At 60.2% G+C, this 15,871-nt stretch carries 14 protein-coding genes; 9 read left to right on the plus strand and 5 right to left on the minus strand.

Going from position 1 to position 15,871, the window contains the following annotated elements; all coding sequences use genetic code 11:
- The first annotated feature begins 101 nt into the window (after nt 1–101).
- Complete coding sequence (locus F6X24_RS09325) at nt 102–2,465, plus strand: M1 family metallopeptidase (protein ID WP_151087735.1); 2,364 nt, start codon at nt 102–104, stop codon at nt 2,463–2,465.
- 63 nt (nt 2,466–2,528) lie between these two features.
- Here F6X24_RS09325 and F6X24_RS09330 read toward each other — a convergent pair whose 3' ends face one another.
- From F6X24_RS09330 to F6X24_RS09335, 3 genes are read right to left on the minus strand one after another with little or no spacing between them, the layout of a single operon-like run.
- Entirely contained in the window at nt 2,529–3,023 is a 495-nt protein-coding gene (locus F6X24_RS09330; RefSeq protein ID WP_151087736.1) for a PIN domain-containing protein, read from the minus strand.
- A gap of 3 nt (nt 3,024–3,026) precedes the next feature.
- Nucleotides 3,027–3,140, minus strand: a complete 114-nt coding sequence (locus tag F6X24_RS19450; protein WP_394349940.1) for a DUF3696 domain-containing protein — start codon at nt 3,138–3,140, stop codon at nt 3,027–3,029.
- On the minus strand, nt 3,141–4,391 hold the full coding sequence (locus F6X24_RS09335) for an AAA family ATPase (RefSeq protein ID WP_229725472.1): 1,251 nt from the start codon (nt 4,389–4,391) through the stop codon (nt 3,141–3,143). It lies immediately after the preceding gene.
- Nucleotides 4,392–4,448: 57 nt separating this feature from the next.
- On the opposite strand from F6X24_RS09335, the gene F6X24_RS09340 reads away from it, so the two are divergent.
- From F6X24_RS09340 to F6X24_RS09375, 8 genes are all read left to right on the plus strand, one after another.
- The gene (locus F6X24_RS09340; protein WP_151087737.1) at nt 4,449–5,315 is read left to right on the plus strand and encodes an AraC family transcriptional regulator; all 867 of its coding nucleotides are present in this window, start codon (nt 4,449–4,451) and stop codon (nt 5,313–5,315) included.
- An 86-nt stretch (nt 5,316–5,401) separates the two neighbouring features.
- Complete coding sequence (locus F6X24_RS09345; protein WP_229725474.1) at nt 5,402–5,803, plus strand: DUF983 domain-containing protein; 402 nt, start codon at nt 5,402–5,404, stop codon at nt 5,801–5,803.
- A gap of 323 nt (nt 5,804–6,126) precedes the next feature.
- Nucleotides 6,127–6,765, plus strand: coding sequence for a (2Fe-2S)-binding protein (locus F6X24_RS09350; RefSeq protein WP_151087738.1), 639 nt, complete (start codon nt 6,127–6,129; stop codon nt 6,763–6,765).
- 71 nt (nt 6,766–6,836) lie between these two features.
- A complete protein-coding gene (locus F6X24_RS09355) occupies nt 6,837–7,817 on the plus strand; it encodes an FAD binding domain-containing protein (RefSeq protein WP_151087739.1) in 981 nt (326 codons plus the stop codon).
- 94 nt (nt 7,818–7,911) lie between these two features.
- Complete coding sequence (locus tag F6X24_RS09360; protein ID WP_151087740.1) at nt 7,912–10,245, plus strand: xanthine dehydrogenase family protein molybdopterin-binding subunit; 2,334 nt, start codon at nt 7,912–7,914, stop codon at nt 10,243–10,245.
- Nucleotides 10,246–10,395: 150 nt separating this feature from the next.
- Nucleotides 10,396–11,001 carry a nucleotidyltransferase family protein gene (locus F6X24_RS09365; protein WP_151087741.1) on the plus strand — a complete coding sequence of 202 codons (606 nt, stop codon included), beginning with the start codon at nt 10,396–10,398 and terminating at the stop codon, nt 10,999–11,001.
- Nucleotides 11,002–11,085: 84 nt separating this feature from the next.
- Entirely contained in the window at nt 11,086–12,513 is a 1,428-nt protein-coding gene (locus tag F6X24_RS09370; RefSeq protein WP_151087742.1) for an MFS transporter, read from the plus strand.
- A 40-nt stretch (nt 12,514–12,553) separates the two neighbouring features.
- On the plus strand, nt 12,554–13,072 hold the full coding sequence (locus F6X24_RS09375) for a DinB family protein (RefSeq protein WP_191906529.1): 519 nt from the start codon (nt 12,554–12,556) through the stop codon (nt 13,070–13,072).
- An 87-nt stretch (nt 13,073–13,159) separates the two neighbouring features.
- On the opposite strand, the gene F6X24_RS09380 is transcribed toward F6X24_RS09375, so the two are convergent.
- Together F6X24_RS09380 and F6X24_RS09385 are read right to left on the minus strand one after the other, a co-directional pair.
- On the minus strand, nt 13,160–14,773 hold the full coding sequence (locus F6X24_RS09380; protein ID WP_229725500.1) for an amidohydrolase: 1,614 nt from the start codon (nt 14,771–14,773) through the stop codon (nt 13,160–13,162).
- A gap of 216 nt (nt 14,774–14,989) precedes the next feature.
- Nucleotides 14,990–15,760, minus strand: a complete 771-nt coding sequence (locus tag F6X24_RS09385; RefSeq protein ID WP_151087745.1) for an AMP nucleosidase — start codon at nt 15,758–15,760, stop codon at nt 14,990–14,992.
- Nucleotides 15,761–15,871: the final 111 nt, after the last annotated feature.

The following is a 15,871-nucleotide window of genomic DNA, read 5'->3' on the forward strand; positions in this document are numbered from 1 at the left end:
TTATCAATTAGTAATTACCTAATTGCCCTTTATCAATCCCCGCAACCCTCGCTGTATATTCGCCGACTTTAGCCACCGACTTCTTTTTTACTACTTCTTCTATGCGCATTTCGCTACTGGCCGCCGGGCTGGGGCTGTTGCTGGCCCCGGCTATCGGCCGGGCCCAGACGACCAACTCCGGCACCGATAAATTTGCCCAGCTCGGTACCGAGCTGCCCACACCCAACGAGTACCGCACCGCCAGCGGCGCGCCCGGCCCCAAGTACTGGCAGCAGCGCGCCGACTACAACATCAAGGTGAGCCTCGACGACCAGAAGCAGGCCATCACCGGCTCGGAGACCATCACGTACACCAACCTCTCGCCCGATGTGCTGAGCTACCTCTGGGTGCAGCTCGACCAGAATATTCTGGCTAAAAACTCCATCACGGCGGCTACTAACGTGGGGCAGGTGACGGGCGGCCGGCTCTCGTTTCAGGAGCTTGACAACCAGCTCGCGGTAGCGGAGTTCGACGGCGGCTACAAAATCGCGGCCGTGACCACGGCCGGCGGCCAGCCGCTGAAATACACCATCAACCACACCATGATGCGCATTGACCTGCCCGCCGCGCTGCGGCCGGGCCAGGCCGTGTCGTTTGGGGTGAAGTGGAGCTACAATATCAGCAATCAGCTGAAAATCAACGAGCGCAGCGGCTACGAATATTTCCCGGAGGATAAAAACTACCTCTACGAAATTGCGCAGTTTTACCCCCGCATGGCGGTGTACTCCGACGCTACGGGCTGGCAGAACAAGCAGTTTCTGGGCAACGGCGAGTTTACGCTGCCCTTCGGGGATTATAAAGTGAGCATCACGGCCCCCGCCGACCACATCGTGGGCGCCACCGGCACGCTCCAGAATCCCGACCAGGTGCTGAGCGCGGTCCAGCGCCAGCGCCTGGCCCAGGCCCGCACCGCCAAAAAGCCGGTACTCATCGTGACCCAGGCCGAGGCTACCCAGGCCGAAGGCAAGCGGGCCAGCGGCACCAAAACCTGGACCTTCGCCGCCAAAAACGTGCGCGACTTTGCCTGGGCCAGCTCGCGCAAGTTCATCTGGGATGCGATGGGTATCAGCCAGAGCGGCAAGCCGGTGCTCTGCATGAGCTACTATCCCAAGGAGGGCAACCCGCTCTGGGGGCAGTACTCGACCGAGGTGGTGGCGCACACCATCAAGACATATTCAAAATTCACTATTCCTTACCAGTACCCGGTGGCCATCTCGGTGCACGGGCCGGTGGGCGGCATGGAATACCCGATGATTTGCTTCAACGGCGGCCGGCCCGAGCGCGACGGCACCTACTCGGCCGACCGGAAGTACGGGATGATTTCGGTGATTATCCACGAGGTGGGCCACAACTTCTTCCCGATGATTGTGAACTCGGACGAGCGCCAGTGGACCTGGATGGACGAGGGTCTCAATACCTTCTGCCAGTACCTGACCGAGCAGGAGTGGGAGCGCAACTACCCCAGCCGCCGCGGCGAGCCCAAGAACATCGTGGACTACATGCGCACCGACAAGAGCCTGCAAACCCCGATTATGACCAACTCGGAGTCGGTGTTGCAGTTCGGCAACAACGCCTACGGTAAGCCCGCCACTGCCCTCAACATCCTGCGCGAGACGGTGATGGGCCGCGAGCTGTTCGACTACGCCTTCAAGACCTACGCCACGCGCTGGGCCTACAAGCACCCGCAGCCGGCCGATTTCTTCCGCACGATGGAAGATGCCTCGGCGGTAGACCTTGACTGGTTCTGGCGCGGCTGGTTTTACGGCACCGACCGCTGCGATATCTCGCTCGACGGCGTGAAGTACTACCGACCCAACACCAAAAACCCGCTGGTGGAAAACACCCGGCTGCAAAACGAGCGCACCGCCCAGGCGGCCAGCCTCTCGGCCCAGCGCAACGCGACCGACCTCAAAACCACCGCCGTCGATGACAAGCCCGAGCTGAAGGACTTTTACAACAGCTACGACCCGCTCGCGGTGAGCGAGAGCGATAAGCAGCGCTACAACCAGTACCTGAGCAGCCTTACCCCCGAGCAGCAGCAGCGCCTCAACGGCAACCTGAACCTCTACGAGCTGAGCCTGCGCAACGTGGGCGGCCTGGTAATGCCCGTGGTGCTGCAAATGACCTACGACGACGGCACCCAGGAAACCCAGACCATCCCGGCCGAAATCTGGCGCAAAAACAACGAGCAGGTCACCAAGCTCATCGTGTCGACCAAGAACGTGGTGTCGTTCGTCATCGACCCCTTGCAGCAAACCGCCGATACCGACCTGAGCAACAACGCCTACCCGCGCCAGGCCGCGCCCTCGCGCTTCGAGCTGTTCCAGGCCGGGCAGTTTGGCAACAACGCCCAGTTTAAAAACCCCATGCAGGTGGCCAAAGAGCCGCAGATTGAGAAGCGCGAGAACAAGCCGAACCCGCAGTAGGGGAGCGGTTGGTTTAGTCTATAAAAAAGCGTCTGCCAGTACCGGCAGACGCTTTTTTTGTTTCTACTTATTACGAAGCTTAGCCATTTCTTCTGGGCAGATAAACTCGATTACTACACCGTGTGCCTTAAGTGCTTCTCGGTGTTCGTGCCAATCGGTATCGCTGGCGTTTACGACGGGTGGGGCCGCGTGGTGCGTGAGCGCTGCCGCCACAAACTTGCGGTCGGAAAGGTCGAACCTGGCTAGTTCGGCGGCCTTGGGGAAGGCAGTGAAGCTACCGTCCTCGTCCGTGGCCAGCGTTACTTTTTCACAGTGCTGCGGATTGTAGGCGGCCTGCTCATAAAGCCAGCGGTAAAACTGGTCGCCCGTGCCGGGCTGCCCGCTGGGGCTGAGGTGCCGCCGATACTCGGTAACAATATGGTCGGCGTCATCCAAAATGAGTATTTCACCAGCGATGAGCCTCTCTAAACGCTCGATAGCCGCGATGACGCAAGCCGGGCCAGCATTTGACTTGCCATTGGCCACGATGGCCACGTTGGTGTCGATGAGATAACGCATGCTTTACTGGTTTTGCAATTTGCGTTTCATCTCCGCTTTCATCTTGGCTGCTGCTTCGGCAAAAGCATCGCCAAAAAAGCCCGCTGGCCAGTTGTGAATATTGCCGTACTCGTCCAACTACAAAGGCGTTAATTTTGATTTTCCTTCTTCAATGGAGGTGAAATAAAGCTTTACTGCATCAGGCTCTATTATTTCCTCAGCCATACGGCGTTGCAGACGCTGCAATAAGTGCTCGCTGTGGCTCTCCAGAATAATCTGTAATTTCCGCCGCTTGATAGCGTCGATAAATACATCAGCTAGCCCCGCTTGCACGGCCGGGTGAAGGTGAATCTCGGGCTGCTCCAGAATAACCGTGGAACCCTCGGGTACATAAAACAGCAGTACCAGCACCGGCAGTATCTGCGACACACCAAAGCCTACATCAGTCAGAAATACGCTTGCCGATTCGGCTGTGCGCTGGATGCGCACTTCATATTCCTTGCGATTAGGCGCAATGGGTTGCACTTTGAAGGAATAAATCAGGCCCAATTCTTTCAGCCAGTGCGCTACGTGTTCCTCGACAGTGCGTTTAGGCTGACCTTCGCCCATGTCAATAGTATGTCCCTTATTACGAGAGGAGAGTAGCGCTGCTATTGCACGTTCGCCACGACTACCTACACTTTGAGTTTGCTCACCAGCCCATATATAAAGACGATTTGGATATTCCCTAAGCGGGCCAAGGTATTCTATGCGTTCAAATAAATTTTCTAATTCTCTAGGTAGACTATCAGTTGCATAATCCTTGTTAAATTCATCAAGAGTTATGTCAATAAAGTGAGGGGCATTATAAAACTTTAGTGGGCTTGTATGTTGTCCGATTATTTCTTTATTTTTTATGATGTGAAAAACATTGTGATTTTCGAAAAAGAATTCACTTGAGGGTTGGCCTGCTATTTTGATTCCTGTAGTTTTTCTATTATAGGTATAGGCGAAGCTCATTAATTCGACATAGTCGTCTGTCCGCAATATTTCCGCACCAAAAGAGAATTTATTATCGTCCCAAAACTTGTTGTTATCTTCAAGCCAATCAAAAAAATTAGTGCGAGCTTTCCAATCAAAATCAAACATGAGTAGGCCAGGGTCCTCGTGATTGTGCAGAATATCATACATCGTTCCCAAATCCACATAAGATTTATCATCTCCCAAATGCAAAACTCGAGACCTGTCCGACGACTCCACCGTCTGCTTGAGCATCAGTAGAAATTGCAGGATGCTGCTCTTGCCCGACGAGTTGGTGCCGAAGAAGCCGGTGAGGCTGCCAAAGGCCATGTCGCCGGTATCCTGCCAGGATTTGAAGTTTTGGATGCGGAGGCGTTCGAGCATGGGCATAGGGGTGAGGCGGAAAACAAAGCTAGTGCCACCTGGCTCTCGTTTCTTGCGGCCGATATGAAGCCTGCCACCCTGCCCGTGCTGCCGCTGGCCGCCTTTCCGCCGACCGAGGCCGCGCCAGCCGGCCGCCGGCCCTACTACGTGCAGCGCCTCGAAAGCCACGCGGCGCGGTTTCCGGGCGTGAGCGCGCCGCACGCGCACGACTTCTACCTGCTGCTCTATATCACGCAGGGCAGCGGCACGCATACTATTGATTTGCAAGCCTACGAGCTGCGGCCGGGCGCGCTGTTTTTCCTGGCGCCGGGGCAGGTGCACGGCTGGGCGCTGAGTGCCGACGCGGCAGGCTACATCGTGTTTTTCGAGGCCGCATTCTACCAGCGCCATTACCCGGCCGGCCGCCTGCACGGCTACCCGTTTTTCGACCCCGGCCACTTGCCGGTTAACTACCTGTTGGACGGAAATAATAGGATATTGTCTATATTTGAGCGGCTGTGGCAGGAAGTCAGTACAACGCCCACCGATGAGGTGGTGGCTGCTTATCTGTTTCTGGCCCTGGAGCTGGCGGCCCGCGACTACCCGGCTGCGCCCGCGCCGGCTGCCGCGCTGGGCCGCCAGCAGGTACGCGAGTTCAGCCGGCTGCTCAACCAGCACTTTCGGCGCGAAAAAACCGTGGCTTTTTATGCCGGGCAGCTAAGCGTGACGCCCAACCACCTCACCGCCATTTGCCGGCGCGTGGTGGGGCAGGCGGCGCGCGACCTGATTCTGGCCCGCGTGATGGCCGAAGCCCGGCGCCTGCTCCATCACTCCGCCGATTCGGTGGCCCAGGTGGCCGCCGTGCTGGGCTACGACGATGCTTCTTACTTCAGCCGGGCCTTCAAAAAACACGTAGGTATAACGCCCGAAGCCTTTCGGCGGCAGCGTTGATTTGTGCGGTTTTTGCCCGTATGCAGCTCTGGTGGCCGGTGGCTGGTCGGGGTACCTTTGTCGGGTCATTAAGCGTTTCGATTCCTATGCCTGCTCCCATCGAATCTTCGTCCCTGGCCTTGCTGGCGCTGCGCTGCCCGCGCTGCCACCAGGGGCCGCTGTTTCTGCACCCCGCTACCAGTCTCACCAAATTTACGGATATGCCGGCCGAGTGCCCCGTGTGCGGCCAAAGCTACGAGCCGGAGCCAGGCTTCTACTACGGGGCCATGTACATCAGCTTTGGGTTTGCGCTGGCCATTTTTCTGGTCTGCGGCGTCTCGCTCTATTACCTGGCCAATGACCCCGGCCTGTGGGTGTACGTGGGTACGGTAGCCGTTATCAGCCTGGCTCTTACGCCCCTTATCTTTCGCTACTCGCGCGCCCTGATGCTATATTTGTTTGGCGGTGCCCGCTACGATGCCGGCTGGGTTGCCCGGCACACGCGATGATTCTGATAGAAGCGGTTTAGGAAGTGGAGCTGGGCGGTGTCGCCAGCGGGCTGCCGGCTCAACCCCGGCCGCCCGCTTCGGCTCGGACTGCCGAAACCGCTTCATAGTAAAAACTTATAAAAGCCTGTTGCGTAAGCGGCAGGCTTTTTTGTAGGTGCAAGATTAAGGCCGGACTCAGTGCCAACAGAATGACAGGATTAGGCAAAGCTACGTTCGAGCTTACGAGCAGCATTAGCAAAAAGCCTGGCTTATAAGGGGTAAAATAGTAAACAGCCCGCCCCGGTTTCGCGTAGTATCAGGACAGTTTTTTACGCGCTCCCTGCATGCATTCCGACGACCAAACTCCCGACGGGGCCAGCTCTGTGCCGGCCGGCCCCTCCCGCCGCTCCTTTCTGAAGCAAACCGGCGGCCTGCTGGGCGTAGCATTGGCCCCGCCTCTTGCCAGCCAGGCCGAAGCCCTGGCTGATAAGCTGGCTCCCACCAGTCCCATTCTCTCGGGCCAGACCAACGTCAGTCTCACGGTCAATGGCCAGGCCAAAAACCTGCGCCTCGAGCCCCGCACCACGCTGCTCGACGCCCTGCGCGAGCATCTCGACCTGACGGGCACCAAGAAGGGCTGCGACCACGGCCAGTGCGGCGCCTGCACCGTGCACGTCGATGGCCGGCGCGTCAACTCGTGCCTTACGCTGGCCGTGATGGCGCAGGGCAAGCAAATCACGACCATCGAGGGCCTGGCGAAAGGCGAGGAGCTGCACCCCATGCAGGAAGCTTTCCTCAAGCACGACGGCTTTCAGTGCGGCTACTGCACTCCCGGCCAGATTATGAGCGGCGTTGCCTGCGTAAAAGAAGGCCACGCCACCACCGACGACCAGGCCCGCGAGTGGATGAGCGGCAACATCTGCCGCTGCGGCGCTTATCCCAACATTCTGGCCGCGGTGCGCGAAGTGGCTGGCCACGGCTAGTAGCGCGGACGTCGTAGTTCGGGCTCATCTCTATCGCTTCAAACGCGGACTGCATCGTCCGCGCTACTCTTATGAATAATTTTGCCTACACGCAGGCCAGCACCACAAAGGAGGCCGCCACGGCCAGGGAAGCCGATAAGCAAGCCGCTTTTATCGGGGGCGGCACTACGCTGCTCGACATTATGAAGTCGAATATCGAGCAGCACTCCCTGCTGATTGATATTAACAAGCTGCCGTTAGTGGGTATCGAGAACGGCGCGTCCGGCCTGCGCATCGGGGCGCTGGAGCGCATGAGCGACGTAGGCGAGCACCCGCTGGTGGTGCAGAACTACCCCGTTATTTCGCAGGCGCTGCTGGCTTCGGCCTCGCCGCAGCTGCGCAATATGGCCAGCATGGGCGGCAACCTCCTGCAGAAAACGCGCTGCGGCTACTACCGCGACGTAGCTTTCCCGTGCAATAAGCGGGTGCCCGGCTCGGGCTGCCCCGCCCAGCAGGGCGACAACCGCACGCTGGCCATCCTGGGCGGCTCGCCGAGCTGCATCGCTACCCACCCCTCCGACCTGGCCGTGGCGCTGGTGGCGCTGGAGGCTAAGCTGACCCTGGAAAGCCCCAAAGGCACGACCCGCACCGTGCCGCTGGCCGACTTTTACAAGCTGCCGGGCTCGACGCCGCATATTGAAAACCACCTGGCGCCCGGCGAGTTGATTACCGCCATTACCGTGCCGGCCGCTGCGCACGCCCGCAAGTCGCACTACCTCAAGGTGCGCGACCGCGCCTCCTATGCCTACGCGCTGGTGTCGGCCGCCGTGGGGCTCGACGTGCAGGGCGGCACCATTCACTCGGCGCGGGTGGCGCTGGGCGGGGTGGGCACCGTGCCCTGGCGCGTACCGGCCGTGGAGAAAGCCCTCGTGGGCAAGCCAGCCACCGAGAGCACCTTCCGCGCTGCCGCCGCGCTGGCCGTGCGCGACGCGTCGCCGCGCGAGCACAACAAATTCAAAGTCGAGCTGGCCCAGCGCACGCTGGTGCGGGCCCTGCTGGAGGTAACGGCGTAGGGTGCCGGCTTGCTCCTGCCCGGCGGCCAGGCCTTTCTTATTATCCTAATTGTCGTTCATTCGACGGGCGGGGGCAAGCCCCGCATCCTACTTTATGTCTGCTGAACCCCAATTTTTTGACCAGCCGGGCGGCTTCGTCGGCCAGCCGCTGGTTCGCGTGGAGGGCCGCGAGAAAGTAACCGGCCGGGCCAAGTACTCGGCCGAGTTTCCGCTGCCGGGCCTTACTTACGGCGTGCTGGCTACCAGCACCGTAGCGAAGGGCAAAATTCAACGTATCGACACCTCGGCCGCTGCTCGTGAGCCGGGCGTTATTGCCGTGCTCACCCACCAGAACCTGCCCAAGCTGGCTAAAACGCCCAACGATGCGGCCGGCAAAAAGGACATTGGGGCGCCGATGGGTTTTCTGCCCCTTACCGGCGATGAGATTTTCTATGCCGCCCAGCCCGTGGCGCTCGTGGTGGCCGATACCCTCGACCATGCCCTGCATGCCGCCACGCTCGTGCAGGTAACGTACCAGCAAACCGGCGCGCCCATCGCCAGCTTCCTCGACCCCAAAGCCGAGCTGTTTGACCCCCAGAAGGTGCAGGACGGCAAGCAGGATGGCCACACCCGCCGCGGCGATGCGCAGGGCGCATTTAAGAGCGCGCCCATTCAGCTTACGGCGACTTACAACCATCCTATATATAACCATAATCCGATGGAGCCGGGCTCGACCACCGCGCACTGGGAAGCGCCCGACCGCCTCGTGGTGTACGAGTCGACGCAGGGCGTCACGCGCACACAGTCGGCCCTGACGGCCATGCTGGGCATTCCGCGCGAGCAGATTCGGGTGATTACCAAGTACCTGGGTGGCGGCTTTGGCTGCAAGGGCTCGTGCTGGCCGCATACTGTGCTTACGGTGCAGGCCGCCAAAGCGGTGGGTCGCCCCGTGAAGCTGATGCTGACCCGCAAGCAGATGTTTACGAGCATGGGCCACCGCGAAGACCAGACCCAGACCGTGCAGCTCGGGGCGACGGCCGACGGCAGGATTACGTCGATAGTGCACACGAAGACTTCGACCACCTCGCCCTGGGACAACTACGCCGAGTCGAACTCCAAGATACTGGATATGCTCTATGCGACGCCCAACTTTGAGGCGACGTACCAGCTGGCGCGGGCCAACGTGATGACTTCCACGTTTATGCGGGCTCCCGGCGAGGCGCCGGGCTCGTTTGCCATTGAGTGCTCGATGGATGACCTGGCGTATAAAATCGGCGTCGACCCCATCGAAATCCGGCTGCGCAACCACGCCGACCACGACTACAGCACCGGCCACCCCTGGAGCAGCAAAAGCCTGAAGCAGTGCTACGCCCGCGGGGCCGAGCTGTTTGGCTGGAGCAAGCGCAACCCCCAGCCGGGTGCCACCCGCGACGGCCGCTACCTGGTGGGTATGGGCATGGCCACGGCCAGTTACCCGGTGCACAACTCGCAGGGCACGGCCCGCGCCCGTCTCTACGCCGACGGCCATGCCGTGGTGCAGTCGGGCGCAACCGACCTCGGCACCGGCACCTACACCGTAATGACCCAGGTGGCCGCCGACGCGCTGGGTTTGCCGATGGAGAAAATCCGCTTCGAGCTGGGCGATACCAATCTGCCTACCGCGCCCAACTCGGGCGGCTCGGTGGCGGCCGGCACGGTTTCGTCGTCGGTTTATATGGCCGCGCAGGACGTGTGGCAGAAGCTAATCAAAGTGGCGGTGGCCGATAAAAAATCCCCCCTTTTCAAAGCCAAGCCCGAAGAGGTGACAGTTGAAAAAGGCCGTCTTTTCCTGAAAAAAGACGCCAGCAAAGGCGAAAGCTTCGCCGACCTCATGAAGCGGTCCGAAATGACCGACATCGAAGGCATGGGCCAGGGTAAGTACGGCTCGGGTTACGAAACCGGGCAGTCGGGCAGTCCGGCCGGCCCCGGCAACAATACCGACTCGGCCGGCCAGCACGCCATGCATTCGTTCGGAGCGCACTTCTGCGAGGTGCGGGTCGATATGGACCTGGGCACCGTGCGGGTGTCGAAGTGGGTGAGCGTGATGGGCGCGGGCCGCATCCTGAACGCTCAAACTGCCCGCAGCCAGATTATCGGCGGCGCCATCTTCGGCATCGGTTCGGCTTTGATGGAAGAAACCATCCGCGACCAACATTTCTCGCGCTATACTAATGCCGACCTGGCTACGTACCACGTGCCGGTAAACGCCGATATTCCGGATATGACCGTTGAGTTTGTGGAGGAGCACGACCCGTTTATCAATGCGATGGGGGTGAAGGGCATCGGCGAAATCGCGATGGTGGGCGTAGCTGCGGCCGTGGCCAACGCCGTGTACCACGCCACCGGCAAGCGCCTGCGCGACCTGCCCCTGACGCCCGATAAGGTGATGCTGGCCGGCTTAAACAGCTAGTTCCTAGTCATTCCAATAAGAACGTCATGCGGAGCCTGTCGAAGCATCTCTGCCGCGCCGCTTGGGTAGTTCGGCAAAGATGCTTCGACAGGCTCCGCATGACGTTTCTTTGGGTTAATCAATAAACAACCACGCAATACCCCACACCTCATGCACAACGACTCTATTGCCACCGTGGGCCTGCTGCTGCTGGCGGCCGGCTCGTCGTCCCGGCTGGCGCGCCCCAAGCAGCTGCTGCCTTACCAGGGTAAAACGCTGCTGCGCCACGCCGCGGAGGTGGCCGTGGCCTCGCCCTGCCGCCCGCTGGTGCTCGTAACCGGCGCGCTGCACGACGAGCTGCTGCCCGAAATTGCCGGCCTGCCCTTCCACGTGGTGCGCAACGATAGCTGGGCCGATGGCATGGGCGGCAGCATCGCCGCTGGCCTCGCCGAGCTCGAAACGGCCGCCGAAGGCCCCACAGTAGATGCCGTGGTGGTTATGCTTTGCGACCAGCCGCTGCTCACTGAAGAGATTATTGGTCAGCTAATCGTGCAGTTTCAGGCTACCGGGCAGCCGGTGGTGGCGTCGGCCTACGCCGGTACGCTGGGCGTACCGGCGCTGTTCGGTCGGGCTGTTTTTCCGCAGCTGCTGGCGCTGCGCGGGGCCAGCGGGGCCCGTGAGCTGTTGCAGCAATACGCCCACCTGCCCAGCGTAGCTTTCCCCGGCGGTGCTACCGATGTGGATACCGAGGCGCAGTACGCGGCGCTGGCGCCGTAGATTACCGCCGGGTTACGCTGCGTTGTGGATGTCTGAAATCCGTTACCTTAGCCGGGTGCGCGCTACTTCCCGCGCCGCTGTTTCATGGCTGCACCCGCTACGCTACCGGCTTCCAACCCCGGCACCGTCGAAAAAGACAACAAGCGCATCACCAACGGCTGGACGTTCTACGACTGGGCCAACTCGGTGTATCCGCTGGTGATAACAAGTAGTATTTTTCCTATATATTGGTCGAGTGTTATCAAACAGATAACCCATACCGACAACGGGCAGAGTCCGGTGAACTTCCTGGGGATGCAGGTGCCGGGTACTTCGCTGCTCAACTACGCCATCTCGGCCTCGTTTCTGCTCATTGCCTTGGTTAGTCCGTTTCTGACGTCGCTGGCCGATTTTTCGGGGCGCAAGAAGCTGTTTTTACAGGTGTTTTGCTACATCGGGGCCGCAGCGTGCGCCGGGCTGTATTTCTTTGGTCCCGATACCCTTACCCTCTCTACCTTCATCTTCGTGGCGGCCACGGTGGGCTTTTCGGGCAGCATTGTGTTCTATAATTCTTACCTGCCCGAAATCAGCTCCGAGGAGAAGTTTGACTCGCTCTCGGCCAAAGGCTTTTCGATGGGCTACGTGGGCTCGGTAATTCTGCTGGTAATTTGTCTCATTATCAATCAGTTTCACGATAAAATCGGGATTGGTGGGGCGCGGGCGGCCCAGCTCTCCTTTCTGCTCACCGGTCTATGGTGGGCGGGCTTTGCCCAGATTCCGTTTGCCACGCTGCCGCCCGACCTGGGCCGCCCGGCCGATGCACCGACTGCCGAAGGCGGCTGGCTGCTCAACGGCTTCCGCGAGCTGGGCAAAGTGTGGGACCAGCTCCGGCAGCTGCCCAACGTGAAGAAGTTTCTGCTCGCCTATTTCACCTACAACATGGGCGTGCAAACGGTGATGTACGTGGCCACGCTCTTCGGCACCGACGAGCTGCACCTCGAATCCGGTTCGCTCATTCTCACCATCTTACTCTTGCAGGTGGTGGCCATCGCCGGGGCCTGGCTGTTTGCCAAGCTCTCGGAGCGCATCGGTAACACGCGGGCCCTGAGCTGGTCGGTGTTTATCTGGATGCTGATTTGCATCGCGGGCTATTTCGTGCAGGCCGGCTGGAGCTTCTACGCGCTGGCTTCCGTTATCGGCCTCACGATGGGCGCCATCCAGAGCCTGAGCCGCTCTACTTATTCCAAAATTATCCCCGAAAACACGCCCAACTCGGCCGCCTTTTTCAGCTTTTTCGACGTAACCGAAAAGCTCAGCATCGTTATCGGCACGGCCACGTTTGGCATTATTAACCAGGTGACGGGCTCGATGCGCAACAGCATCCTGGCTCTGATTGTCTTCTTTATTCTGGGGCTGATTTTCCTGCTGCAGCTGCGCGGCAAGAAGCTGCGCGAAGACCCGGCCGATGCTTCCTTCCTGCCGCCTCCGCCCGCTTCGGCCCCGGCCGAGATGGGCCGCCCGCAAACTGTTTAGCCCGACTGCGGTTGAGGCATCATACTTTTCCTCCCACCCTATGCACACGTCCTCCCTCCAACAAAACATCCTCGAAGAGCTCGACCACGAGCTGGCCGTCACGCGCAAAGTTCTCGAGCGCGTGCCCGACGATAAGTTCGACTACCAACCGCATCCCAAGTCGATGAGGCTGGGCCAGCTGGCCTCGCACATTGTCAATCTGCTGAAATTCAAGCAGCTGTTTGTAGAAGCCAGCCAGCGCGACTTCCTTGACCCCAATGCGCCCAAGCCGCCGCCCAGCCCCACGAGTACCGCCGAGTTGCTCAAGCGCTTCGACCAGTTCAGCGCCGAGCTGCGCCAGGCCCTGAGCGAGAGTAGCAGCGAAAAGCTGACTGATAATTTCCAGCTCCGCCGCGGCGAGCAGGTTCTGATGAGCCGTCCAAAAGGGGCCGCCCTGCGCATTATGGGTCTCAACCACAGCATCCACCACCGCGGCCAGCTCACGGTGTACCTGCGCCTGCTCGACATTCCGGTGCCTGGCGTGTACGGCCCCAGCGCCGACGAGCCCGGTGGGTTTTAGTAAGAAATAAATAGGCGGAATTAAAAAATGGGTCGTTCAGCCCCTCGTAAAGGAGGGTTGAACGACCCATTTTTTAATTCGGCCTATTTATTTCTTACTTGAAAAAACCTGCCGTCCGCCAATCCACGTCTGCTGCACGGGCGCGTTGCGCAGCTGCTCGTTGGGCGCGGTGAGCAAATCGGTTTTCAACATTACGAAATCGGCCAGCATACCGGGCTTTATCTGGCCTTTGCGTTTCTCCTCGAAGGCGGCGTGGGCGGCCCAGGTGGTCATGCCGCGCAGGGCCTGCTCGCGGGTGAGCGCGTTTTCCATCTGGAAGCCGCCGGCCGGGAAGTTCTTCGCATCCTGCCGGGCCACGGCGGCGTGGAAGCCGTAGAGCGGGTTGATGTCCTCGACCGGAAAGTCGGAGCCCAGGGCTACCTGGCCGTATTGCTTCAGCAAATCCTGGTACACGTAGGCGGTTTTGAGTCGCTGCGCGCCCAGGCGCTCGCCGGCCCAGTACATGTCGGAGGTGGCATGCGTGGGCTGCACCGAGGGCACGATGTGGTATAGGCCGAACTTCGGAATATCCTCTTTACTAACCACCTGCGCGTGCTCGATGCGCCAGCGCCGGTCGGGCTGGCCTTTCAGCGCCGCGCCGTAGATATCCAGCAGCAGGCGGTTCGAGGAATCGCCGATGGCGTGGGTGTTCATCTGAAACCTGGTGGCCGCCAGCTCCTTGGCTAAGCTCCGGTAATACTCCGGGTGTTGCAGCAAAAAGCCGGTTTCGTGCGGCCGGTCGGTGTAGGGGGCCAGCAGCGTCGCCCCCCGCGAGCCCAGCGCCCCATCGGCATACACTTTAAAGGCACTGATAGTCAGGTTGTCGCTGAAATAGGGTCCTTTTGGTATATAGTACGCCTTATTTTCGGGCGTGGGGTTGAGCATGGTGTAGAGGCGCAGGTGTAGCTTGCCGGCTTGCTGCAAAGCCGCCAGGCGCTCAATGTCGGCCCGGTCGAGGCCCGCGTCGGCGAGGCTGGTGAGGCCCACAGCCAGGCAGTTTTGCTGGCCTTGCAGCAGGGCCACGTCAGCCTCGGCCGGGCTGGGCTCAGGGATTTTGGTGGCGACCAGCTTCACGGCATTATCGACCAGCAGACCGGTGAGCCGGCCGGCCGCATCGTGCCCAATTATGCCGCCGCTGATGGGCGTAGCGGCCGTGACCCCGGCCAGGTCGAGGGCCTTCTGGTTGACCAGCGCCGCGTGGCCGTCGATACGAATGATAAAAACCGGCACGTTCGGGAACAGCTGGTCGAGCGTATCCTTGGTTGGAAACTGCCGGCCCGGCCAGCGGTTCTGGTCCCAGCCGCGCCCCGTGAGCCAGGCGGCGCCGGGCTGCTCGCGCTGGTGCGCCTGCAAGCGGCTCACCGTTTCGGGCCACGAGGTTGCGCCCACCAGGTTGGCCGAGCGCAGGCCCAGCGCGTAGCGGTAAAAATGGCAGTGCGCGTCGTAAAAGCCGGGGTAGATAAACTGCCCCTGCGCATCCACCGTTTGCGCGGCCTGGTAGCGGCTTTGTAAGTCGGCCGACTTACCCACGGCCACAAAGTGCCCGTCGCGCACGGCAAACGCCTCGGCCTTACTGAACGTCGAATCCACGGTATAGACCGTGGCGTTGGTCACCAGCAGGTCAACTGCCTCGCGCTGAGGCTGGCAGCCGGTCAGGGCCATCAAAAGCACAAACGCAACAGTACTCCCAAGTTTATAAACAAGCCGCATAGTACAAAAAGGTACGCAAAGTTCCGGAGCGAAACCACCGGGCAAAGCTAAGCCCGTTCTCACCAGAGAACGGGCTCCTAGAAACAACCGCAAAATATTACCGTCAAACCAGCCAGCCCGCGCAGCGGGCGTATCTGCGAAATCCGTTAAATCCGTTACATCTGCGGTCTATTCGAACTTCAGGTGCTTCACCGATTCGCCCGAGTTCTTCAGCTCCAGCAGCGATTCGATGCCAATCAACAGGTGTTGCTTCACGAAGTTGGTAGTCACTTTCGAATCCGACTCGGCCGTTTTCACGCCTTCGGGCGTCATGGGGTTATCGCTCACGAGCAGCAGCGCCCCGTGCGGAATATCGTTCATAAAGCCCACCACGAAGATGGTTGCCGTTTCCATGTCCACGGCCAGGGCGCGCACCCGGCGCAGGTAGTCCTTAAAGTCCTGGTCGTGCTCCCACACGCGGCGGTTGGTGGTGTACACGGTGCCGGTGTAGTAGTCGAGCTCGTGCTTCTTAATCATCGACGAAACGGCCCGCTGCAACCGGAACGAAGGCAGCGCCGGAATTTCCTTGGGCAGGTAGTCGTCGGAAGTGCCGTCGCCGCGAATGGCCGCGATGGGCAGCACCAAATCGCCGAGCTTGGTTTTTTTCAGGCCCCCGCATTTGCCGAGGAAGAGCGCCGCCTTGGGCTTGATGGCCGACAGCAAATCCATCACGGTGGCCGCCATCGGCGAGCCCATGCCGAAGTTGATGATGGTGATGCCGTTGGCCGTGGCCGACTGCATGGGCTTGTCGGTGCCGCGCACCGCGCAGCCAAACTGCTCGGCAAACATGTACACGTAGTTGCTGAAGTTGGTAAGCAGGATGTACTGCCCGAACTCGTTCAGCGGTACGCCCGTGTAGCGCGGCAGCCAGTTGTTGACAATTTCTTCCTTGGTCTTCATAAGGTGCTGGTTATGTGAAAAATAAGCTTGTCATTGCGAGCCGGCGAAGCAATCGTAGCCAAACGACTTGTTCGGGTGTCGTTTCGGTGCGATTGCTTCGCTGTGCTCATC

Source organism: Hymenobacter baengnokdamensis (genome assembly GCF_008728635.1).
Taxonomy (GTDB): domain Bacteria; phylum Bacteroidota; class Bacteroidia; order Cytophagales; family Hymenobacteraceae; genus Hymenobacter; species Hymenobacter baengnokdamensis.